The organism is Methylobacterium phyllostachyos (assembly GCF_900103445.1).
Lineage (GTDB): Bacteria > Pseudomonadota > Alphaproteobacteria > Rhizobiales > Beijerinckiaceae > Methylobacterium > Methylobacterium phyllostachyos.
Map to the genome: position 1 here is coordinate 1 of NZ_FNHS01000008.1, position 22,490 is coordinate 22,490.

Consider the following 22,490-nt stretch of genomic DNA (forward strand, 5'->3'; position numbering starts at 1 on the left):
CCCGGGTCGTAGCAGCCGTTCATCGTTGGGATGGGACGGTTTGATGACGGGCAAGCGCGCGCTGATCACGGGTGTGACGGGCCAGGACGGGGCGTATCTGGCGCAGCTCCTTCTTCAGAAGGGCTACGCGGTCACCGGCGTGGTGCGGCGCTCCAGCCATGCCGGCGTGTTCGATCACCGTCTGAAGTGGCTGGGCATCCTGGACGATGTCGCGCTGGTGGACGGCAACCTTCTGGATCAGTCGGCGCTGCTGCGCATCGTCCAAGAGGCCAAGCCGGACGAGATCTACAACCTGGCCGCGCAGTCGTTCGTGACCTCGTCCTGGCAGCAGCCGCTTCTGACCGGGCAGGTGACGGGTCTGGGGGCCGTGCACATGCTGGAATGCCTGCGCTCGGTGGCGCCGGGGGCGCGCTACTACCAGGCCTCGACCTCGGAGATGTTCGGGCTGATCCAGGAGGAGCGCCAGAGCGAGACGACGCCGTTCTACCCGCGCTCGCCCTACGGCGTGGCCAAGCTGTACGCGCACTGGATGACGATCAACTACCGGGAGAGTTTTGGGCTTCACGCCTCGAACGGGATCCTGTTCAACCACGAGAGCCCGCTGCGGGGGGTTGAGTTCGTGACGCGCAAGGTCACGGACGCGGTGGCGCGGATCAAGCTGGGCCGGCAGCGCGAGCTGCGTCTGGGCAACATCGACGCCAAGCGGGACTGGGGTCATGCGCGGGACTACGTTCAGGCGATGTGGCTGATGCTGCAGCAGGATAAGCCGGACGACTACGTGATCGCCACGGGGCGGACGACGACGGTGCGGGACATGTGTGCGATCGCGTTCCGGCATGTGGGACTGAACGTGGACGATCACCTGGTGATCGACCCGGCGCTGTTCCGTCCGGCGGAGGTGGAGGTTCTTCTGGGCAACCCGGCCAAGGCGAAGGCGGCGTTCGGCTGGGAGGCGCAGACCAGCCTGGAGACGCTGATCACCGAGATGGTCGACGCCGACATCAAGCGCCTCACCGCAAACGCGGAGTGATCTTCAAACGCGGAGTGATCTTCGGCTCGCGTCCAGCTCGGTGCGCAATTCGACCGGGGAGCGTGTCCGGGGGATCGCCCGACTGGTCACCGCACAGGCTTCCACCGATCCAACAGGACCGGAGTGACCGCGGACACGGCCGTGTTTGCGCCTCCCACCGTTACCGCATCGGTCAACGCCAGCCCCACTAGCGCCGGGCGGCCCTTCCCGGGATTGCCACCGGAACATCCAGGTCGGCCCACGGGGGCTTGCTCAGCCTTCGCGGTCGAGGGCCTTGCACCCGCGATCCGCAAAGGGGACGCACCGGTCGTGGCGGCCGCCCCGTTCTGCCGGACACCTCCGCCCTCAATGCCGTCGGTGGCGGAGCTGACTCCGCGGTCGCCCCGGGCATCGCGTCCGGCCGGCGGTAGGCTATGCCCCTCCCGGACGCCCACCCCGTGGAACCGGCGTCGCGGATCGCCAACGGCGACCTGTCCCAGGCCGAGCGGGGCCGCGTGATGCCGCGGGGCGGCGGCTGCTATCGGGGCACGACCCCGGGACAAGCACTGGATGGTGTTGCGCGTGCCCGCCGAGGTGATCATCCCCCCGCCGGCGGCGCTGGACCACGGGAACGAGGCGGTGTACCTGCCAATGGACTCGATCCAACGGCCCGCCACCTTAAGCCAGATCCCGCTGGAGTTGATCGAGTTTCAGATCGGCTCCTGTACCGGCGAGGGCGACCTCATCAGCGTCGAGGATATTGACGGGCGCCAAAGTGCAAATTGTGTTTGTTCCCGTCGTTCGAGGTGGCCGACGTTTTGTGGAGCTGGTGCTGAATGGGAAATGGTGCTGCACGTCAGACCGAAAGCTACCGGTTGCAATCTCATGACCTGGCCAATGCGAGACGCCATATCAAGTTTTTCTTGGGGCGGGATCCGCTGAACGCCGAAGAGGTGTGGGATTACGCGGGCGACTCCGGAAGCGACAGTCTCGGGAAAATCCTTCGGAGTAACGAGTTTCGAGGTGAAATTTGGCTTCCGATTTTGCTGGGTGGATGGCCAGCGAGTGATCGATATCGTGGCGCCCCGAATAAAAGCATCATAGACTGGATCGGTCAGAGTTTTCCGCTCGAAGGCAGCACTGTAGAAATCATATCAGATCTGACAAGTTGGCATGATCTTCTCTCGGCTGTCTGGGCCGATAACCGGTTTCGTGACTGTGTTCGAGCCTATGGTCATTCTCCAAAAGCGATCAATCGGTTCCAGCAGGGGTTGCAAACCGGAAAGGATGCACGGTCCCTGAGGGCGGTTCCAAAATTTGTGTCCCCTGGCGCTTCGATACCGACCTGTAGTCTCCTCGTTGCAAACAACAATATTTCGAATTATCCTATTGATCCAGAGCAAGTCGATCTAACAAAGCATATAAACGAAACCCACAACTTGACCGAGATCAAAGCATATACGGCTGCGTATGATCCTCAGATCATCATACCAGCCAATCTTGTCGGCTCGTTTATCATTGACATCGACATCGAATTTATTTCCGAAATTGCGAGCGCCGATGCCAGCTATCTGCAAATCTTCCTTGATTTCGGAAGTGGTTGGCAGGAATCCGATTCTTATACGGTGGGAATTGTCGACAATCGTGTCTGCACCACCCTCTATCTGGAGTCTGATCGAGCCATACACAGAATACGGATCGACCCCTCGGTGTACGCGTCTGTCTTTGTCGTGAAAAAACTCAATCTCTCGGAACTGTAGTTTTCGCTGCAGCAGGAATGGAAGTTCAATATGAGGGTTATATTTGTCAATTACGGACTATTTAATAGCAACAGCGGTGGCCACGTCGCACATTTCGCAAACGCGTTGTCTGCACTCGGAGTGGACGTTTTCGTCATTGGGAGCAACGACCCGAGCACCGTAGAAGATTTCGGTCGACCTTTATTTAAGGCCATACAGGTTCGTGATCTGACCGACGATATCCCGCAGCACATATTGGATTTGGCAAGCAGTCCGGATGTGTTGCTTCATGCTTGGACTCCCAGGGTCGGGGTTCAAGATTTTGCAAGCCGTCTTTCGGCCCAGACTGGCTGTCCCTATGTTGTCCATCTGGAAGACCATGAGGTAATGCTGCTTGCCTCGGCGCTCCGCAAAACGATGGGCGACCTGGATACAATGTCGGATGCCGAATTGGCGCAGTTGACTCCCTCTAATCTTACGAACCCGCGAACCCTGCCGTCGTTTTTAGGCGGTGCGATCGGGGTCACCGTCATTGTCGATCGCCTTGCAGAATTGTGCCCACCTGAAGTACCGATCCATCTGCTGGAACCAGGCGTCGATGCTGACTTATTCAAATGTGATTTGACGGCGGATCAGATTTTGGAGCGGCGCCGTCGCTTGTACATTGATGATAAGGCGACCGTTTTGGTGTATAACGGAAATATGCATTCGGCGAATTATCGGGATATTTTCTCTCTTTATACAGCGGTTCTGATTCTAAGGCGACGTGGGCATGATGTCCGACTCATTCGGACGGGCGAGGACTATGTCGGCTTCATAGACTCGAGTTATAAGTATTTAAACGGGGATTGGGTCATCAATCTTGGGCGCCTTGATCGACAGCAGATGATTGATGTTCTCAAGATCGCGGACATCTACGTTCAACCCGGTGAGTCGAAGGGCTTCAACGCATTTCGATTGCCGTCGAAAGTTCCGGAATTCCTTTCTCTTGGGAAACCCATTCTGCTGCCGTCGGCGAATATTGGAACGCGGCTGAGTGATGGCAAGAATGCAATTCTCCTGTCCACCGGGAACGGAGAAGAAATCGCAAATCGCGTTGAGGATTTATTGAGTCATCCGGATCGGATCGCCAAGATTGGTGTTTCGGGCCGACAATTTGCTCTTGAGAACCTGTCTTGGAGCAAAAATGCGGAGGGCCTCCTGTCGTTCTACAAGTCCGTTCTCCGATAGCTCCATCTCGTGCTGGGGCATCCAGGCGTCGGTTCGGCTACCCGGGGCTGTCGCCTGACGCAGAATGCCCGCCGGGCAGCCTCTGAGATGAACCGCAGTGGCGGGACAAAGGACGAAGGCTGAGGGCAAAAAGGCCGCTGGGGAAGGGAATGTCCTGCACCGCATGATGCTGGGCGGCTTGAGGATGCGGGTGCACGCCACGGCTCGCCCGCAGCCTTTGACGGCGCCATTCACCGGTCCATTGGCCAAGACAGGTGCCTGCCGGACGGCTGCGACGCTGGACGCGGTGTCGGGCGCGTAACCTCCCGGGCAATCCGGCTCAGTCGCATCCGTCCTGTGGCGATAGGACCGGGCGGGGCGGCATCGTGCCCAAAATTGCCCGGCGCAGCACCGAGCGCGGCGAACAGCCTGGCAGATATCGCGCGATTCCAGCGCCGACGCCGGAACGATTATCGCCTTCGCGCCGCCCCGTTAGCCGTTCAAGCTCTGCGCCGACCTGCACCCTGCCTCACGACAGGCGTCGGCCACACGCAAGCAAAACGATCTGTTCCCGACGCGTAAACCTATGCGCGATCTCGTGCGGCAATCGGGCAAACCTCTCACGTCTTGTTCGGAGGCGTCCGCAGCCGCACAGATCGTCACTGCGGCTGCGCGCACTCCTGTCGAGCTATGAAACGCCTGCTCGTTTCAGGCTCACTTATGGTTCAAGCTCTCTGCTCTGAGCCGATAATCTGTGCTGCCAGGTTCGAAATGCTTGCTGTAGTATGGATCCCCCTGTTCGATCTGCTCTCCCCAGCGATCAAGCAAGATGGCACGATCTCCGGAATCGTAGCCTTCATCTTTCCTGGTCAGACTTTCGTGGTGATAGAGGCGGGCATTTGAGACTGAGATGATGCTCAACCCCGCATTGCGGATCTTGAGACAAAGATCGACATCCTGATAATGTTTCGAATAATCTTCCGAGAAGCCTCGCAATTGGTTAAATAGCGACTTTCGCATCATCAAGCAGGCCACGGTCACAGCACTGACTTCGCGAGAAGCCGCCAGCGATCCTGCGTATCCGTCGGCATTTTCGGGGAAGGCCCGCATGACATGGTCCGCAGTTCCCCGCGGACCAAGAACGACGCCTGCGTGTTGAATGGTCCGATCCTGGTACAGGAGGGTCGCCCCCGTCGCGCCGACTTTGGGATCCTCGAAATACATAACCAACTTTTGAAGCCAATCGGATGTTATGACTTCGGTATCGTTGTTGAGGAAAACGATGAACTCCCCTGAGGCGTGGCTAACACCAATATTATTTGCCTGTGAGTAGTTAAATTTATTTGTATCGTAAATTACATGTTTGACAGGATGCGACTTGATCGCCTGCAAGGCTATGGGATCCGTGGTTCTGTTGTCTACCAATACGACTTCAAAATCCGGATATTCAGTTAGAACGAACAAGGACTCCAGGCATCTGCTGAGCACGGTTCCCTGGTTGCGGGACGGGATGATGATCGAAATTTTGGGGCATTTGGTCTTGACGGATGGGTTCAACACCAGACGATGGGGTAAATGTTCGTGACTTTCCGCTATCCAGCTCAGGCCGCGGCGTCTCAGATGGTCATTGACCGCCGTCGCTTGAAGGCGATCGATTCCCGATTTTTCGTCGCTTCCTAAAGCCAGCGAGCCGGGTATTGCGCGCCATTTGTATGCTATTGCCGGAACGTGAGAAATCTTTATCTGATCCTCGGAAACGCGTAGCAAAAATTCGAAATCTTGGACCCCATTGTATTGGGACAGTATCTTGTGCTTCCGACACAGGTCCGATCTGACAGCCAACAGATGTCCCGGATACATGACTCCGAGTGCATAGATCGGCGACCAGCACGGTTTAAAAAAGCGATGAAGAACCGAGCCTTGTTCGTCGATGGTGCATTGATCGGAATAAATAGCGCCTACTGTCGGATCCTTATCGATCAGATCGGAGAATTTCTCGAGCGCGTCATCTGTAAGCAGATCATCATGGTCTTGGAAGACGATGAAATCGCCGGTGGCAGCCGCAATGCCGATATTTGTCGATGCCGAGATTCCTTGGTTGGTTTCGTTGACGATCAGGCGGATGAGATTCGTGGATGTATGTAAGGACGAAACGACGTCTCTCACCCTTGAATCATCGCCGCTGTCATCGATGACAATGATTTCTGCCGGTAGAACCGTTTGGCACAGCAAGGAATTCAATGCGTCGATCAATAAATTCGGAGGCGTCCTGTATGCGGGTAATACAACTGAGAATCGGGGCATCGTGAGGGCGGTTCCTTGTGCCAGTGCGCGCTTCAAGTTTTGACAGCTTCGCCAACCGAGGAATAAAAATCGATATCGATTATACTTCTAATTTGATGACCCCGTGAAATCAGTGATGAAATCGCGAATAGGGCGTTTGTCGTTTTCGTAGCGTTGGGGCATATATCGGGGCGTTGATTATCTGCGCCTTCTTGTTATGTCTTCATTGTTATGTTCGGATCTTCCGTACGTGGGCGCGCGAAAATACGGTGTGCCTCCGTACCATGGCCGATGACTCGCTTCAACGATAGGAACTTAAACCTTGTGCTGCGATGATGTGATAGGCGATTGTTGCGGTTGATCGGGCCCGATCGCAACGCGCACGGTACACGATTCACGTCGCTGGGACAGGTTTCAGGCAGCGAATGGCCCGGAGGGGCCGGCGCTTTTTCGGGTGTAGAGGGGTGACCACAGGAGGCATCGATGCGTGTGCGAAACCGGGACGCCCCGGGCCGGCGATGGTTGGGCGCGGAACGGCTGCGGGGCTCGTGGCGGCTGCGCCGGGCTTCCGGCAGGTTCGCTCGCGCGCCAGGTTAAGGGGATCGCCGCCGGCGGGGCGTGCGCAGCACCAGCGCGGCGCTCACGGTCCGTCGCCGGCTCGATGCCCGCCTCCGCCAGCCGTTCCGTGTCGCGCAGAGCGGGAGTGCGGGCTTCTGTCCTAGTGAGGCACGAGCCCCCGGAGCGGCGGGCGCCCGTGCCGCGCGGCCGGGCTACAGCCCCGCGCGACGATTGATCGGGCCGGGGGGCAGCGGCGCCGGAGGCTTGCCCGGTGGAGCGCCGTCCGGCGGTGACGGATCCGGCGGCGGGTCGCCGATGGGTGGCAGGGGGGCCGGGCTTCGGCGTGTCCGCTGGCATCATGGCCCCCGCCTCCGCTCCCAGGGACGGGCGCGGAGCCCACCGCGCGAAACTCCCCATGGCCTCATGCGGCCAAGGACGTCCCTGTCGGCGCCGGGGACCCGGCGCCGACCTGCGCCGCAATGCCGCGTCGTCCGCTCCGGGCCGTTGTCCGGCGCGGGCCGGACCGCTACTCACGCCCGCGAGAGAGGGCCATGGACGCAGAGATCGAGAGGCTGCGGCGGCGCGAGCGCGAGCTCGAGGACCGCGTGGCGAGGCTTGAAGCCGAGCGCGGCGATGGGTTGCGCCGGCCGGGCGAGGGGCAGCGAACCTCCGCGGCCTCGGCCGACCTCCTGTTCACGGCGGCGGAGAAGACCCGCATGCCGCAGATCATCACCGACCCGAACCAACCCGATAACCCGATCGTCTTCGCCAACCGGGCCTTCCAGAACCTGTGCGGGTACGAGGCCGCCGAGCTGATCGGGCGCAACTGCCGCTTCCTCCAGGGGGCGGGCACGGACCCGGCCGACATCGCCAAGGTCCGCGATGCCATCGCGGCCCGGCGCGACGTCGTCGTCGAGATCCTGAATTACCACCGCGACGGCACGCCCTTCCGCAACGAACTCTATGTCAGCCCGGTCTTCGACCCGGAGGGGCAGCTCCGCTACTTCTTCGCGAGCCAGCTCGACGTCACCCGCTTCCGGACCACCGAAGGCGTCCTGGCCGAGAGCGAGGCCCGCTACCGGGCCCTATTCGACGCCGTCGACAGCGGCTTCTGCGTGGTCGAGATGCGCTTCGACGCGGAAGACCGGGCAGTGGATTACCGGTTCATCGAGGTGAACCCGGCCTTCGCGACCCAGACGGGCCTGCGCGACGCCGCCGGGCGCTGGGTGAGCGAGCTCGTGCCCGGGCTCGAACGCGCCTGGTTCGACACCTACGGCACGGTCGCCCGCACGGGCCGGCCGATGCGGTTCGAGAGCGGCGCCGTCGCCCTGGGCCGCTGGTTCGACGTGCACGCCCTGCGGGTGGGCGAGCCCGAGCAGCACCGGGTCGCGATCCTGTTCAACGACATCACCGACCGCCGTCGCCTGGAGAACCATCTGGAGGCCACCGCCCAGGAGCGGGCCGACGAGCGCGACATGGTGTGGCGTGCGAGCCGCGACCTCTTCGTGGTGTGCGGGCTCGACGGGATCTTCCGCAAGGCGAACGCGGCCTGGACCGAGATGCTGGGCTGGCGGGCCGACGAGGTCGTCGGCGCCCGGTTCGACGCCCTCGTGCACCCCGACGACCTCGCGGAGGCCAACGGGGCTTTCGCGCGCGTCAGCGGCGGGCTTCCCCTGCACGACATCGACGTACGCATCCGGACGAAGGAGGGTGCGTTCCGCTGGATCTCCTGGAACGCCATCCCCCGGGGCGACCATTTCTACGCGGCCGGCCGCGACGTCACCGAGCGCCGGGCCCTGGAGGAGCAGCTCCGGCAGTCCCAGAAGCTGGAGGCCGTCGGCCAGCTCACCGGGGGCGTGGCCCACGACTTCAACAACCTGCTGACGGTCATCAAGTCCTCGACCGACCTGCTGAAACGGCCGGACCTCGCCGAGGAGCGCCGTATCCGTTACGTCGGCGCCATCTCCGACACGGTGGACCGGGCCGCCAAGCTGACGGCACAGCTCCTCGCCTTCGCCCGGCGGCAGGCGCTCCGGCCCGAGACCTTCGCGGTCAACCGCGCGGTGGCGGCGGTCTCCGATATGGTCGGCACGCTCACCGGCGCGCGCATCCATGTCGCGCTCGACCTGCCGGACGGCGAGCCGCAGGACCTCCATGTCAACGCCGACCCGAGCCAGTTCGATACCGCCCTGGTGAACCTCGTCGTGAACGCCCGGGACGCGATGGACGGGGCGGGCCGCCTCAGGATCGGGCTCCGCCGCGTCACCCGGATCCCCGGCGTCCGGGCGCACCCGCCCCGGCGCGGCGACTTCATCGCCGTCTCGATCACCGACACCGGTGCGGGCATCGCGCCGGCGAACCTGGAGCGCATCTTCGAGCCGTTCTTCACGACCAAGGTGGTCGGCCAGGGCACGGGGCTCGGCCTGAGCCAGGTGTTCGGCTTCGCCAAGCAGTCCGGCGGCGAGATCACCGTCGAGAGCCGGCTGGGCGCCGGCACGACCTTCACCCTCTACCTCCCGCGCGTCGAGGCCGCCGCGACGCCCGACGCGACCCCCGAGCCGGAACCGCTGGCCGAGGGACACGGCACCTGCGTCCTCGTCGTGGAGGACAACCCCGATGTCGGCGCCTTCGCCGAGCAGGCCCTGCGCGAACTCGGCTTCTCCACGATCTGGGCGACGGATGCCGCGAAGGCGCTGGCCGAGATCGAGCGTATCCCGTTCCGCTTCGAGGTGGTGTTCTCCGACGTGGTGATGCCGGGGATGAACGGCGTCGAACTCGCGGGCGAGATCCGGCGGCGGCGCCCGGACATCCCGGTCGTCTTGACCTCTGGCTACAGCGACGTGCTGGCGGCCGAGGGGACGCACGGGTTCGACCTGCTGCGCAAGCCCTACTCGGTCGCCGACCTGTCGCGCATCCTCCGGCGCGCCATCCAGGATGCCAAGGCGCGCCGCACCTGATAACCGAACCGGATCGCCGTTCCCCTCATTGCACGCGCGGAGCCCCGCCACGCAGCGGCCGGCATGATGAAAGCAACAGTTGTGTCCGGCGTCCCGTTGAACACCCTGTCCCGCGACGCGCTCGAAGCGGAAATCCTGCGCCTGCGGACGTCCGAGGCCGCCCTGCGGGCCGGCGAGGCGCGGTTCCGGACGATCCTGGAGACGGTCGATGCGGCCTTCGCCATCGTCGAGGTCCGGTTCGACGCCGAAGAGACGCCGGTCGATTACCGCTTCCTTGAGGCCAACCCGGCCTTCGAGCGCGAATCCGGGGTCAACCTGCGCGGCAAGTGGGTCACGGAGTTCGCCCCGGACCTGGAGCGGTTCTGGTTCGAGACCTACGGCCGCGTGGCCATGACCCGGGAGCCGGCGAGCTTCGAGAGCTACGCAAAGGCATTCGGCCGGTGGTTCGACGTGCGGGCCGTCCCGGTCGGCGATCCCCGGGACCGGCAGATCGCCATCATCTTCAACGACGTGACCGCCCGGCGCGAGGCGGAGGAGCGCCTGCGGGCCAGCGAGGCGCTCGCCCGCGCCAATGTCGAGCGCGTGCAATTGGCGCTGGCGGCCGGCGCGATCATCGGCACCTGGCACTGGGACCTGCCGACCGACCGCTTCACCGTGGATGACGGCTTCGCCCGGAGCTTCGGGCTCGATCCGGCGCTCGGTCGGGACGGCATCCCGCTCGCCCAGATCGTCGCCACCGTCCATCCGGACGATCAGGAGGGGCTGGCCGCCGCCATCAACGAGGCCATCGCCCGGGGCGGCGCCTACGCGCACCAGTACCGGGTCCGTCGGGCGGACGGGCGCTATTACTGGATCGAGGCCAACGGGCGGGTCGATCACGGGCCGGACGGGACGCCGCTGACCTTCCCCGGCGTGCTCCTCGACGTCGAGGAGCGCCGTGCCGTCGAGCGGGAGCGCGACCGGGCCATCGCCCAGCTGCGCGGCCTGACCGAGACCCTGGAGCAGCGCGTCAGCGAACGCACGGCCGAGCTGATGAACGCCGAGGAGCAGCTGCGCCAATCCCAGAAGATGGAGGCGGTCGGGCAGCTGACCGGGGGCCTCGCGCATGATTTCAACAACCTGCTGGCGGGCATCTCCGGCAGCCTGGAGCTGATGGGCAGCCGCATCGACCAGGGACGCCTTAAGGATGTCGACAAGTACATGGCCGCCGCGCAGGGGGCGACGAAGCGGGCTGCGGCCCTGACCCATCGGCTGCTGGCCTTCTCGCGCCGTCAGACCCTCGCGCCCAAGGGGACGGACGTGAACGCCCTGATCGACGGCATGCTCGACCTGATCCGGCGCACGGTCGGGCCGAGCGTTCAGGTGGAGACGGCGGGCCTGCCCGACCTGTGGCACGCGCTGGTCGATCCCTCGCAGCTCGAGAACGCCCTGCTCAACCTCTGCATCAACGCCCGCGACGCGATGCCGGACGGCGGGCGTATCGTCATCGAGACCGACAACCGCCGGATCGACGCGGCGGCGGCCCGGCGGCAGGACATGCCCGAGGGCCAGTACCTGTCGCTCAGCGTCTCCGACACGGGGACCGGCATGCCGCCGGACGTCATCGCCAAGGCGTTCGACCCGTTCTTCACCACCAAGCCCCTCGGGCAGGGCACGGGCCTGGGCCTGTCGATGATCTACGGCTTCGCCAAGCAGTCGGGGGGGCAGGTGCGCATCCATTCCGAGGAGGGCCGGGGCACGACGGTCAGCATCTACCTGCCGCGCCACCGGGGCGGGGCCGCGTGCGACGAGCCGCTGCCGGAAGCGGGCCTGCTGCCGGTCGCCGAGACCGGGGAGACCGTGCTGGTGGTGGACGACGAGCCGACCGTGCGCATGCTGGTGACCGACGTGCTCGGCGACCTCGGCTACACCGCCGTCGAGGCGGCCGACGGGATCGGCGGCCTCAAGGTCCTGCAATCCGACGCGCGGATCGACCTGCTCGTCACGGATGTCGGCCTGCCCGGCGGCCTGAACGGCCGGCAGATGGCCGATGCCGCGCGGGTCTCGCGCCCCGGCCTCAAGGTACTCTTCATCACGGGGTTCGCCGAGAACGCCCTGCTCGCCAACGGCGACCTGGATCCGGGCATGTCCGTCCTGACAAAGCCCTTCGCGGTCGATGCCCTGGCGGGCCGCATCCGTGCGCTGATCGCGGACTGAGCCGGCCCGGTCCGGCCGGTGCGATCCTGCGTGCCCTTTCCCGGACAGGGGGAGCGTCAGCGGAATCTGATCCGGTCTTCAGCCCACGAAGTACCGCGCCAGCGGCACGGTTCGTTTCAGATGGACGCTTCGGGAGGTCTGGTGCTGGGATCCCGGGCCGCATTCCGCCGCCGGCGCTCCAGACACCCGGGACGGGCCGGTGCACCGTTCCTTCGACACCTGAAAAGAACAGGGCCCCTTTTTGTATGATCTGTGACAGACTAGAGGTTCGAACAGGCGGTGGGTTCGCCGAACAAGTGTGAAGGCGAAACGAAGTATGACGCTGCACGCCAAGCTTGGCGCAGATGTCGGGCAGACCGATTCCCTGCGGATGGCGGACCTGTTCTGCCTGCACGACTGGGCTTCGACCCCTCTGGGCCGGCGCGAGATCTGGCCGCCGGTCCTGCGCACCACCGTCGATCTGATGCTCGGCTCGCTGCATCCCATGTGCGTCCTGTGGGGACCTCGGCGCCTCTTCCTCTACAACGATGGCTACGCCGAGATCCTGGGCTCGCGGCACCCGGGGGCCCTGGGCAGGCCCACCGAGGAGGTGTGGCCGGAACTGTGGGGCGATCTCGGCCCGCTGATCGACCGGACCTTCCGCGGCGAGAGCTTCGCCTTCCGCGACCACCCCCTGACGATGACGCGCAACGGCTTCGAGGAGCAGGTCTGGTACGATTTCGCCTACTCGCCCATTCGCGACGAGCGGGGTGAGGTCGTGGGCCTGCTGAACGTGACCTCCGACTGCACGGCCCGGGTGCAGGCGCAACGGGAGCGCGACGGGGCGATCGAACGCCTGCGGGTCGGCGAGGGGCGCTTGGCCGCGCTGGTCGAGGCCAGTCCGGACAGCCTCTACACGATGAGCCCCGACTGGCAGGAGATGCGCACGCTGCATGGCCGCGGCTTCATCGCCGACACCGACGCACCGTGCGTGCGCTGGATGGACGCCTACCTGTTCCCGGAGGATCAGGCCGGGATCCGCCGGACGGTCGAGGCGGCGGTCGCACGCACGGAGCCCTTCGAACTGGAGCACCGGGTGCGCCTCGCGGACGGCAGCGAGGGCTGGATCTTCTCGCGCGCCGTCCCCGTCACGGACGCGGCGGGGCGCGTGACGGAATGGTTCGGCATGGCCGCCGACGTGACGGCGCGGCATCGGGCCGTGGAGCAGCTGCGGGAGAGCGAGGCGTTCATGCGCGGGGTGCTCGCCTCCTCCAACGACTGCATCAAGGTCCTCGACCTCGACGCGCGGCTCACCTTCATGAGCGAGGGCGGGCAACGGGTCATGGAGGTGTCCGACTTCAACGCCCTCGAGGGGTGCCCCTGGCCGAGCTTCTGGGAGGGAGCCGGCAACATCGCCGCCCGGGAAGCCATCGCGTCGGCCCGGGCGGGGGTGGCGTGCAGCTTCCAGGGCTATGCCAACACGATGAGGGGCAACCGGCGGTACTGGGACGTCCAGGTGTCGCCGATCCTCGGAGCGGACGGGAGGCCCGAGCGCATCCTCTCGATCTCGCGCGATATCACGGACCTGAAGGCTGCCGAGGAGGCGCGCGCGGTGCTGGTCCAGGAGCTGGCCCACCGCATGAAGAACACGCTCGCCATGGTGCAGGCGATCGTGACCCAGACGCTCCGTCAGGCCAGGTCCATGGAGGAGGGGCGCACCGCGGTCTCGCAGCGCCTGTCCGCCCTGGGGCGGGCGCAGGACATCCTCACCCGCTCGAACTTCACCGAGGCCGACATCCACGAGGTCATCGCGGTGACCATCGACCCGCATCGGGTCGCGGAGGATCGCATCGCGTGGTCGGGGCCGAGCCTGACCCTCACCGCGCAACAGGCGCTCGGCCTGTCGCTCGCCACCCATGAACTCGCGACCAATGCGGCGAAGTACGGCGCCCTCTCCAACGAGACGGGGCGCGTCACGATGTCGTGGCGGGTCGAGGATGGGGCGTTCGCGTTCGACTGGGTCGAGTCCGGTGGGCCCCCCGTCGCCCCGCCGGAGGGCCGCGGCTTCGGATCCAAGCTGATCGAGCGGATCGTGGCGTCCTATTTCGATGGCGAGGGGCGCCTGGACTTCGACCCCTCTGGCATCAGGTTCCGGTTGACGGGCGTGCCCGGCGGCACCGCGGTCGAGGCGTAAGGGTTCGGGCCTTCTCGGATGGGACAGTCATTTCACCCGGAGCAGGTCGCCGTCCTCGTCGTCGAGGACGATGCCCTGCTCCGTGCGGAAGCCGTCGACCTCTGCATCGAGGCAGGCTTCACGACCCACGAGGCCCGCACCGCCGACCAGGCGATCCGCGTCCTCGAGCATCATCCCGAGATCCGAGTCCTGTTCACCGACATCGAGATGGAGGGCTCGATGGACGGGCTGAAGCTCGCCCACGCGGTCCGGGAACGCTGGCCGCCGGTCGCCATCCTGATCACCTCGGGGCGGCGGATGGTGACGCAGGCAGACCTGCCCGAGAACGGCCTGTTCTTCGCCAAGCCGTATCCGCCGGACGACATCGTGGCGGCCCTGAACGCCATCGCGGCGCGGATCGCGCCGTGAGCACCCTGTCGGAGGGCGGGCTCCGGCGTTCGGGAGAATGCAGAGCCGAGAACCTGAAGCTCCGACGCGATCCAGCTGGCGCGGCCCCCGCGGCTTCGACCTGATCCGCACGCGGTGTCCGGCCGGTCGCGCCTGCGCGAAGAATCCGCCTGATCGGCCGCTCGCGACTGCATCCAAAGCCGGCCTGCGCGGTTGCTGCATCCGGTGATGCCGCCGATCCCGGCCCGCGCTCACCTGTGGACACGAAGAGGTACCATGATCCGCAGCCTCGGCCTCGCGCTTCCCCTCGCGCTCATGCTGGCCGCCCCTGCCCTGGCTGGCCCGAAGCGGGGCAACGCGGACCTCAAACGCTTCTGTACGGGCGACGCGACCACCTTCTGCGGGGATGTCGATCCGGACAGCGACAAGATGGACGCCTGCTTCGCCGCGCACCGGCAGGAGCTGTCGGACAATTGCCGCCGTGCCATCGACGCCTATCAGGCTGGGGGCGGCAAGTGACCGGCCTGCGCAGCAGACGCATCAAGGGGCTTCCGATGGGCTTCGCGGCCGCCCTGCTGGCCCTCGGCGTCCCGCCCGCATCCGCCCAGTCCCAGCCGATCAAGAGCCCCCAGGATGCGCAGTGTCGCAACGAGGCCCGGGACCACGTCTTCACGGCCCCGAACCCGAGGGGGTTGTCGCCGTACGGTCTGGGGGCGGAACTCTACCACGCCTGCATGCGGCGCCTCGGGGCGGAGCCCGGCCGGCCCTCGCGCCGGTAAGCGAGCCCTGCGCCCGAGGCTGTTCGCGCGCCGCTCAGCCCCGGGTCATCCGCGCCAGCACATCGTCCTTCCAGAGGGCGCGGTGCAGCAGGGCCATGGCGACATGGCCGGCGAGTATCGCCAGCAGGAGGAAGGCCAGCCAATGGTGCAGCAGGTCGCCCGGGGCCACCAGCCAGTCGATCTTGCTGTCCCGGCCCGGCATGAGCGGGAGGCCGTAGGGCGTGAACGGCTTGCCCGACCCGTATTGCCGCAGCAGCGCGAGGCCCGGTACGACGATCATCAGGGCATAGATCACGGCATGGCCCGCCACCGCGGCGCGGCCCAGGCGGCCCCGATGCGGCGGGCGGCGCGAGAGGTTGGCGAGCCCCCAGGCGCCGCGCAGCAGCACGAGCGCGAACAGCGTGGCCCCCAGGGTGAAGTGGCTGCCACCGACGAAGCGCGTCACCGCCGTGTCGCCGAGGCCGACATAGAGCAGCGCCCCCGCGAACTGCCACGCGAACAGGGCCGCCATCAGCCAATGGAAGGCGCGGCTGACGCGGCCGTAGCGCTCCGGCGTGTCGCGCCAGACGGCCGACGCCGGTTCACGGCCCGCCCCCATGGTGGAGATGCGGCTCACGGGCCGTCCCCGTCCCACAGGTCGGCCACCCCCTCCCCGGCCGCCAGGATTTCCTCCGCCGCGCCGGTCAGCGCCCGGTCGGGCCCCGGCTGGCGCAGGTAGGTGGCGAGGTCGCGCGAGAGCTGCTCCAGGGGATGCCCGCGCAGGAAGCCCGGCAGGCCGACGGAGCGCTGGGCGAGCTGCAGCACGTCGAGCCCGGCCTTCTCCACCGCGAGCCGGGCGAGGTTCACGAAGGCGACGACGCGTGCGGCCGGCAGCGTCCCGCCGGTGGCCAGGGCGGCCGCCCGCGCCACCCAGTGCCGCGCCCCCTCGACCGCGATGGCGCCCTCGCCGAGGCGCGCCAGCTGATGGGGATCGGCCCCGCGCCCGAGGCGGACGAGATGCGCCCGCCACGCGTCGAACACCGCCTCGATCCCGCCGAGCTGCACCGCGGTGAACCGCCACGCCCCCCCCGAGAAGACCGGCTGGCGGAAATAGTCGTCCGGCTCGCCGAGGATGTCGCCGTCCGAGAGGGCGATCCCGCCGAAATCGAGAGTCCCGGTCGCCGAGGCCCGCATGCCCTGCGCCCGCCACGCCGAGAGGTCGGCCCGGGTGCCCGGCTCCAGCGGCACCACCAGCATGAGCGTCCCGCCGCCGCGCGGACCTTGCGCCGTGACCAGGGCGCGGGTCACGAAGCCCGCCCCCGAGGCGAAGGATTTGGCGCCGCTCAGATGCAGGGCATCCCCATCCGCATCCAGGGCGAGGCCCGCCCCGGCCGGCTCGGTGTTCCAGACACCGAACAGGTGGCCCGCGCGGGCATCGGCGAACAGACGCGCGCGCTGCCCGGCCTCGCCGTACTGCGCGACGAGCTGGAGCGCGTTGACGTGGCCCTCGTAGAGCCGCCCGAGGGCGAGGCTGCCGTAGCCGATGAGGCGCAGCACCTCGGCGAGCGCCCCGGCGCCGGGCTCCTCGCCGAGACCCGCCCCGCCCGCCGCGACCGGCACCGGCGCGGCGAGCAGGCCCAGCCGGGCGAGGTCGGCGAGATCTGCGCTCGGAAATCCGTCGTCGCGATCCTGCGCGCCGGCGCGCTGCGCCGCCGACAGGGACACCGCACGCGCGGCGGCTTCGGCGTCGCGGCTCAGATCGGGCGGCGTCCGCTGGTCCATGGTGTCCTTTCGACGAGCGGTGTCGCGCGGCAGGGGCTTCCAACTGCCCTGCCGGTCAGTCCTGCCGGCTGGCAGGATGTCCGCAGTCACGGCTTCGTGAGCCGTTGCACCATGCGGCCGAGCGTGGCGCAAGCAGACCAAGAGCCGCGCCTCCGGCCGCTCGCAGGGACCCCCGGAGGGCTGTTCGAGGGGCAATTCGCCTCCGGAAGGCTGCGCAGTCTTGCCCCGGAGCGCCCATGGTCTAGCCTTCCGCTCGATTCTGCTGGGGGCCGGGCATGTCGATCGAGCGGGTGGACGCGGTGGGCCGCCGTCGCGGCGCCGACCTCCTGGTGGAGGTGCTGCGCTCGGAGGGCGTGCGCTACATCTTCGGCAATCCCGGCACCACCGAATTGCCGCTCATCGACGCGCTCACCGAGGCGCCGGACAGCGCCTACATCCTCGCCTTGCAGGAGGCGACCGCCGTGGCGATGGCGGACGGCTACGCGCAGGGGGCGCGGCGACCCGCCTTCCTCAACCTGCACACGGCGGGGGGCCTCGGCCACGCCATGGGCGGGCTCGTGAACTCCCAGGTCTCGGGCACGCCGCTCGTGGTCACCGCCGGGCAGCAGGATCTCCGCCACGCGCTGACCGACCCGCTGCTGATGGGCGACCTCGTCGCCATCGCCGACCCGGTGATGAAATGGGCCCGCGAGGTGACGAGCCCGGACCAGATCCCGATCCTGCTGCGCCGGGCTTTTCACGATGCGGGCGCCGCCCCCTCCGGCCCGGTCTTCCTGTCCCTGCCCATGGACGTGATGGAGGCGATGAGCGCCGTGCCGGCCGGTGAGACTTCCACCATCGATCAGCGGGCGGTGGCGGGCTCCCTCGATCGCTTGGCCGAAAAGCTCGCCGCGATCGCGCCGGGCCGCCTCGCCCTGATCGCGGGCGACGAGATCGACGCCTCGGACGCGTCCGCGCAGATGGTGGCGCTCGCCGACCTGCTGGCCGCGCCGGTCTACGGCTCGTCCTGGCCGGCCCACATCCCCTTCCCCACCGCGCACCCACTCTGGGCCGGCAACCTGCCGACCCGGGCCGACGCGATCGCCGAGATCCTCGGGCGCTACGACGCGGTGTTCGCGCTCGGCGGCAAGTCGCTGATCACCGTGCTCTATTCGGAAGTCTCGGCGGTGCCGCCGGGGGTGCAGGTGTTCCAGCTCTCGGCCGACGTGCGCGACCTCGGGCGGACCTACGCCACATCCCTGTCGACGGTGGGTGACATCCGCGCCTCGCTCGATGCCCTGCTGCCGATCCTGGCCCCCCGCCTCGCCGACCGGGCCGACGCCTTCGGGCAACTGCGCGCCCAGGCCGTGACCGCCCGGGCCGAGCGCCGGGCGAAGCTCGCCGCCGCCGCGGACGCCGCCTTCGAGGATCCGGTGATCGCGCCGCTGGTCGCCGCCCGGGAGGTGGCCCGCGCGGTCGGGGCCGAGACCACCATCGTGGACGAGGCGCCCGCGACGCTGACCCACCTGCGCACCTTCCTCGACAGCCCCTCGGCGCATCAATACGCGGCGATGCGCGGCGGCGTGCTGGGCTGGGGCATGCCGGCCGCGGTGGGGTTCTCGCTGGGTCTCGACCGCGCGCCCGTGGTCTGCGTCGTGGGCGACGGCGCCGCACTATACTCGCCGCAGGCCCTTTGGACGGCCGCGCACGAAAAGCTGCCGGTCACCTTCGTGGTGATCAACAACGCCGAGTACAACATCCTCAAGACCTTCATGAAGGGCCAGGCGCACTACGCCTCGGTGCGCGCCAACCGCTTCATCGCCATGGACCTCACCGACCCGCGGATCGATTTCTTGGCCTTGGCCGCCTCGATGGGTGTGCCGGCCCGGCGGGTGACCCGGGCCGCCGATATCGCCCCGGCGATCGAGGCGGGGATCCGGTCGGGGGGCGCCAACTTGGTGGAGGTGGTGGTGCGGGCGACGTGAGGAGCCCTCTCACCCCAACCCAGGCACCGGCACCCCGAACGCCGCCGCCAGCAGCACCATGTTGAGCCCGAGCACCACCGCGGCCCCCGCCACGGCCGCCACCTGGGTGAGCGGCCCGTTGGCGAAGGGCCCCATCACGCTCCGGCGCCGGGTGAACACCACCAAAGCCACCATCGGCACCGGCAGGGCGAGCGACAGCACCACCTGCGACAGGACCAGCGCCCGGGTCGGGTCGATCCCGATCGCCACCACCACGAAGGCCGGCAGCATGGTCGCGAGCCGGCGGACGAGGAGCGGGATCCGCCAGCCGGTGAAGCCCTGCATCACCATCTGCCCGGCGAGCGTCCCCACCACCGAGGAGGAGATCCCGGAGGCGAGCAGCGATACCAGGAAGGCCGCCCCCGCGGCGGGCCCCAGAAGCGGCGTCAGGGTCCGGTAGGCCTCGCCGATCTCGGCCACTTCGCTGTGGCCGAGATGGAAGGCCGCCGCCGCCATGATCACCATCGCGATGTTGACGAGGCCCGCGAGCAGCAGGGCCACCACCACCTCGCGGTTCGAGTAGCGCACCAGCAGGCGCCGGTCGGCCTCGGTGCGGGGATTGCCCCGCCCCTGGGTCAGGCCCGAATGCAGGAACAGCGCGTGCGGCATCACGGTGGCGCCGATGATCCCCACCGCGATGGTCAGCGCTTCGGCGTCCGGAATCCTGGGGGTGACGAGGCCCTTCGCCGCCTCGCCCCAGGCCACCGGAGCCACCAGCAGCTCGACCGCGTAGCAGAGGCCGATCGTGCCGACCATGACGCCGATGGCGATCTCCAGGGGCCGAAAGCCCTCGTGCTCCAGGAGCAGGATCGCGTAGGTGATGATGGCGGTGACCGCCATGCCGGCCATCAGCGGCATGCCGGTGAGCAGCGACAGGCCGATGGCGCCCCCTAAGAACTCCGCGAGGTCGGTCGCCATGGCGGCGACCTCGCTGATGAACCACAGGGCGAGGCGCACCGGGCGGCTCGTCGCGTCCCGGCAATGCTCGGCGAGGTTTTTTCCGGTGACGATCCCGAGCTTGGCCGAGAGCGCCTGGAACAGCATCGCGGTGAGGTTGGCGAGAAGCACCACCCAGAGCAGGCCGTAGCCGTAGCGGGCCCCGGCCTGGATGTTGGTCGCGAAATTGCCGGGGTCCATGTAGGCGATCGAGGCCGTCACGGCGGGCCCTACGAACAGCAGGAACCGGCCGCGGCCGCCCCGGCGCCCGTCGAGGACGTCGCGGATCGCGTCCTCGGTCCGCCGGCTCATCGCCCCGGGCACGGCGCGCCCCGGAGCCGTCGCGGCGTTCGGCGCCACCATGCTCAGCCTCTTCTCAAAGATATAGCTTGAGCTATATTCAGGGCTTCGGCCGCGGGATGCAAGGGGGCTCCTGTCGCCAATGTGGGACTCCCCTGCCGGCGCGGGTTTTTGCTAGAGACAGGAGCGGCGCGCGCGCGCCGAGAGGGAGAGCCGATGCAGGAACCGTCCGAGCCCGGCCCACCCGAGACCGCGCTGGTCGATCCCGAGCGCCATGTCGAGAGTTTTCGCCAAGCCCGCGAGGCGCGGCGCTCGGAACTCGTGGAGGATTACGTCGAACTGATCGACGACCTGATCGGCGATGGCGGTGAAGCGCGGCAGGTGGACATCGCGGCCCGCCTGGGCGTGGCGCAGCCGACCGTGGCCAAGATGCTCAAGCGCCTGTGCGAGGATGGGCTCGTCCAGCAGCGGCCCTATCGCGGCGTGTTCCTGACCGAGGCCGGCCGCCGGCTGGCCGCCCAGGCAAGGGAGCGCCACCGGATCGTGGAGCGCTTCCTCTGCGCGCTGGGCGTGAGCCCCGAGACCGCCCGCCGGGATGCCGAGGGGATCGAGCACCATGTCAGCGCCGAGACGCTGGAGGCGTTCCGCGCCTTCGTGGAGCGGCATGGGGGGACGTGAGGGGCTGCTCCGACCTCCGGCCGTCATCGCGAGCGGAGCGAAGCGACCCAGGGCAGCGCGACATCTGCGAGCGTGGCGCCGACTGGATTGCTTCGCTCCGCTCGCAAAGACGGCGTGTCTGCTACGGCCGCCCCGCCCTCACACCGTCGCCGCCGCCACCTTCTGGCGTAACCCCAGGATCACCGCGCGCAGCATCTCGGCGCCGGCCTCGCCGGCATCCGGCAGGGTGCCGGTGCGGGAGGCGTAGATCCGCTCGTGCACGAAGGCGAGCTTGGCGATCACCGTCGGCGTCAGCTTGAACGGGTAGAGCGCCGGCTGGCCCATGCTGTGGGACAGCGAGTTGATTGCGTAGGTCAGCGGCAGCCACGCGGCGATCAGCCGGTCGAGGTCGAGGGTGTTGTAGGGGTCGAAGTCGATCACGGTCGGCGCCTGGGTCCCGTGGCGCAGGCGCGGGCGGACATGCAGCTCGAAGGTCGAGGCGGTCTCCACCGTGTCGACGATGTGCAGGTAATGCGCGAAGGTCTCGGCGAAATCCTCCCAGGGATGGGCGGTGGCGTAGGCCGAGACGTAGGATTCGTCCCAGTCGGCCGGCGCGCCCTTCGCATAATGGTCCTGCAGGGCTTGGACGTAGTTCGCGCGCTCGTCGCCGAACAGCGCCCGGAAGGGCTCCCAGGTCGGGCTGTTCAACACCAGCAGGTACCAGAAATAATGCCCGATCTCGTGCCGGAAATGGCCGAGCAGGGTGCGGTAATGCTCGCCGAACAGGATCCGGCGGCGCTCCCGCTCGACATCGTCGGCCTCGGCGATGTTCATGGTGATCAGGCCGTTGATATGGCCCGTCAGCACCGGTGGCCCCCCGGAAAAGTTCTCGGCGGGGTCGGCCAGGAAGTCGAAGGCCAGCCCGTCCGTGTACTGGGCGCGGGTGGCGAGCGGCAGTTCCAGGCGCAGCAGCGAGTAGAACAGCCGGCGTTTGGCGGCCTCGATCAGCTTCCAGCGGGTCAGGTTCCAGCCCTGCGACAGGTCCGGCACCACCCGGTTGTGGCGGCAGGCGGTGCAGAAGATGTCCGGGCTGTCCTCTGGCACCAGCCAGTTGCAGGCCTCCGAGAGGGCGTTGTTGCACAGGCGGTAGCGCCGCCCGGGATCCGCGTAGGCGTGGAAGACCTGCGCCCCGCCCATGAGCGGGTGGGCCGAGAGCCCCTGCGGCTCCAGGGCCGAGACCTCGTGGACCGCGCAAGTATAGCCCAGGCGCCGGGCGCAGCTCTCGCAGGCGGTCGCCTCGAAGGTGACCGGCTGGTCGCAGGCCTGGCACTGGAAGATCTTCATCGGGCCGTCCCGGGCCGGCGTCCGGCCCACCTGCCGGTCAAGCGGGGCCGCGCGGCAAAGTTCCTGCCAGACGCCCGGTCGGACGCGCAAGGCACCGCACGGAAATTGCTTGTCGGCGGGTCTGTAGCGCATAACGGCGCGGTTGGGGCCGGCGCCCGGGACCGGCATCGAGAACCGCGTTCGATCCTTTCGACGGAGC

The 22,490-nt window shown here is 67.2% G+C and carries 17 protein-coding genes; 12 read left to right on the forward strand and 5 right to left on the reverse strand.

Annotation, left to right across the window (positions count from 1 at the left end):
* The first annotated feature begins 43 nt into the window (after positions 1–43).
* From gmd to BLQ49_RS13800, 4 genes are all read left to right on the forward strand, one after another.
* On the forward strand, positions 44–1,030 hold the full coding sequence (gene gmd / locus BLQ49_RS13785; protein WP_091716504.1) for a GDP-mannose 4,6-dehydratase: 987 nt from the start codon (positions 44–46) through the stop codon (positions 1,028–1,030).
* Positions 1,031–1,549: 519 nt separating this feature from the next.
* The gene (locus tag BLQ49_RS30880; RefSeq protein ID WP_425284003.1) at positions 1,550–1,951 is read left to right on the forward strand and encodes a cupin domain-containing protein; all 402 of its coding nucleotides are present in this window, start codon (positions 1,550–1,552) and stop codon (positions 1,949–1,951) included.
* Positions 1,846–2,769: a hypothetical protein gene (locus BLQ49_RS29005; RefSeq protein ID WP_143012255.1), complete on the forward strand. Its 924-nt coding sequence runs from the start codon at positions 1,846–1,848 to the stop codon at positions 2,767–2,769. The genes BLQ49_RS30880 and BLQ49_RS29005 overlap by 106 nt, the downstream gene beginning before the upstream one ends.
* 30 nt (positions 2,770–2,799) lie before the next feature.
* Entirely contained in the window at positions 2,800–3,978 is a 1,179-nt protein-coding gene (locus tag BLQ49_RS13800; RefSeq protein WP_091716507.1) for a glycosyltransferase family 4 protein, read from the forward strand.
* A 693-nt stretch (positions 3,979–4,671) separates the two neighbouring features.
* On the opposite strand, the gene BLQ49_RS13805 is transcribed toward BLQ49_RS13800, so the two are convergent.
* Positions 4,672–6,297 (reverse strand): glycosyltransferase family 2 protein, encoded by a 1,626-nt coding sequence (locus BLQ49_RS13805; RefSeq protein ID WP_143012256.1) that lies wholly within the window; start codon positions 6,295–6,297, stop codon positions 4,672–4,674.
* A 1,052-nt stretch (positions 6,298–7,349) separates the two neighbouring features.
* Here BLQ49_RS13805 and BLQ49_RS13810 point away from each other — a divergent pair.
* The 6 genes from BLQ49_RS13810 to BLQ49_RS13835 all read left to right on the forward strand — a co-directional run bounded on the left by BLQ49_RS13810 (position 7,350) and on the right by BLQ49_RS13835 (position 15,290).
* On the forward strand, positions 7,350–9,755 hold the full coding sequence (locus BLQ49_RS13810; RefSeq protein ID WP_091716510.1) for a hybrid sensor histidine kinase/response regulator: 2,406 nt from the start codon (positions 7,350–7,352) through the stop codon (positions 9,753–9,755).
* A gap of 63 nt (positions 9,756–9,818) precedes the next feature.
* Positions 9,819–11,951 carry an ATP-binding protein gene (locus BLQ49_RS13815; protein ID WP_244507587.1) on the forward strand — a complete coding sequence of 711 codons (2,133 nt, stop codon included), beginning with the start codon at positions 9,819–9,821 and terminating at the stop codon, positions 11,949–11,951.
* 316 nt (positions 11,952–12,267) lie between these two features.
* Positions 12,268–14,124 (forward strand): PAS domain-containing sensor histidine kinase, encoded by a 1,857-nt coding sequence (locus BLQ49_RS13820; protein WP_091716512.1) that lies wholly within the window; start codon positions 12,268–12,270, stop codon positions 14,122–14,124.
* An 18-nt stretch (positions 14,125–14,142) separates the two neighbouring features.
* Positions 14,143–14,532 carry a response regulator gene (locus BLQ49_RS13825; protein ID WP_091716513.1) on the forward strand — a complete coding sequence of 130 codons (390 nt, stop codon included), beginning with the start codon at positions 14,143–14,145 and terminating at the stop codon, positions 14,530–14,532.
* Positions 14,533–14,787: 255 nt separating this feature from the next.
* Positions 14,788–15,030, forward strand: a complete 243-nt coding sequence (locus BLQ49_RS13830) for a 3',5'-cyclic-nucleotide phosphodiesterase (protein WP_091716515.1) — start codon at positions 14,788–14,790, stop codon at positions 15,028–15,030.
* Positions 15,027–15,290, forward strand: coding sequence for a hypothetical protein (locus BLQ49_RS13835; RefSeq protein WP_244507588.1), 264 nt, complete (start codon positions 15,027–15,029; stop codon positions 15,288–15,290). The genes BLQ49_RS13830 and BLQ49_RS13835 overlap by 4 nt, the downstream gene beginning before the upstream one ends.
* Before the next feature lie 34 nt (positions 15,291–15,324).
* On the opposite strand, the gene BLQ49_RS13840 is transcribed toward BLQ49_RS13835, so the two are convergent.
* Entirely contained in the window at positions 15,325–15,888 is a 564-nt protein-coding gene (locus BLQ49_RS13840; protein WP_091717010.1) for a cytochrome b, read from the reverse strand.
* Positions 15,889–15,902: 14 nt separating this feature from the next.
* Positions 15,903–17,051, reverse strand: a complete 1,149-nt coding sequence (locus tag BLQ49_RS13845) for an acyl-CoA dehydrogenase family protein (RefSeq protein WP_091716519.1) — start codon at positions 17,049–17,051, stop codon at positions 15,903–15,905.
* A gap of 275 nt (positions 17,052–17,326) precedes the next feature.
* Between BLQ49_RS13845 and BLQ49_RS13850 the strand changes: the two genes are divergently transcribed.
* On the forward strand, positions 17,327–19,015 hold the full coding sequence (locus BLQ49_RS13850; protein WP_091716522.1) for a thiamine pyrophosphate-binding protein: 1,689 nt from the start codon (positions 17,327–17,329) through the stop codon (positions 19,013–19,015).
* A 9-nt stretch (positions 19,016–19,024) separates the two neighbouring features.
* Here BLQ49_RS13850 and BLQ49_RS13855 read toward each other — a convergent pair whose 3' ends face one another.
* Positions 19,025–20,353, reverse strand: a complete 1,329-nt coding sequence (locus BLQ49_RS13855) for an Nramp family divalent metal transporter (protein WP_091716524.1) — start codon at positions 20,351–20,353, stop codon at positions 19,025–19,027.
* Positions 20,354–20,506: 153 nt separating this feature from the next.
* Between BLQ49_RS13855 and mntR the strand changes: the two genes are divergently transcribed.
* Positions 20,507–20,968, forward strand: coding sequence for a manganese-binding transcriptional regulator MntR (mntR, locus tag BLQ49_RS13860; RefSeq protein ID WP_091716527.1), 462 nt, complete (start codon positions 20,507–20,509; stop codon positions 20,966–20,968).
* A gap of 138 nt (positions 20,969–21,106) precedes the next feature.
* On the opposite strand, the gene BLQ49_RS13865 is transcribed toward mntR, so the two are convergent.
* Complete coding sequence (locus tag BLQ49_RS13865; protein ID WP_091717012.1) at positions 21,107–22,291, reverse strand: zinc-binding metallopeptidase family protein; 1,185 nt, start codon at positions 22,289–22,291, stop codon at positions 21,107–21,109.
* Positions 22,292–22,490 lie beyond the last annotated feature (199 nt).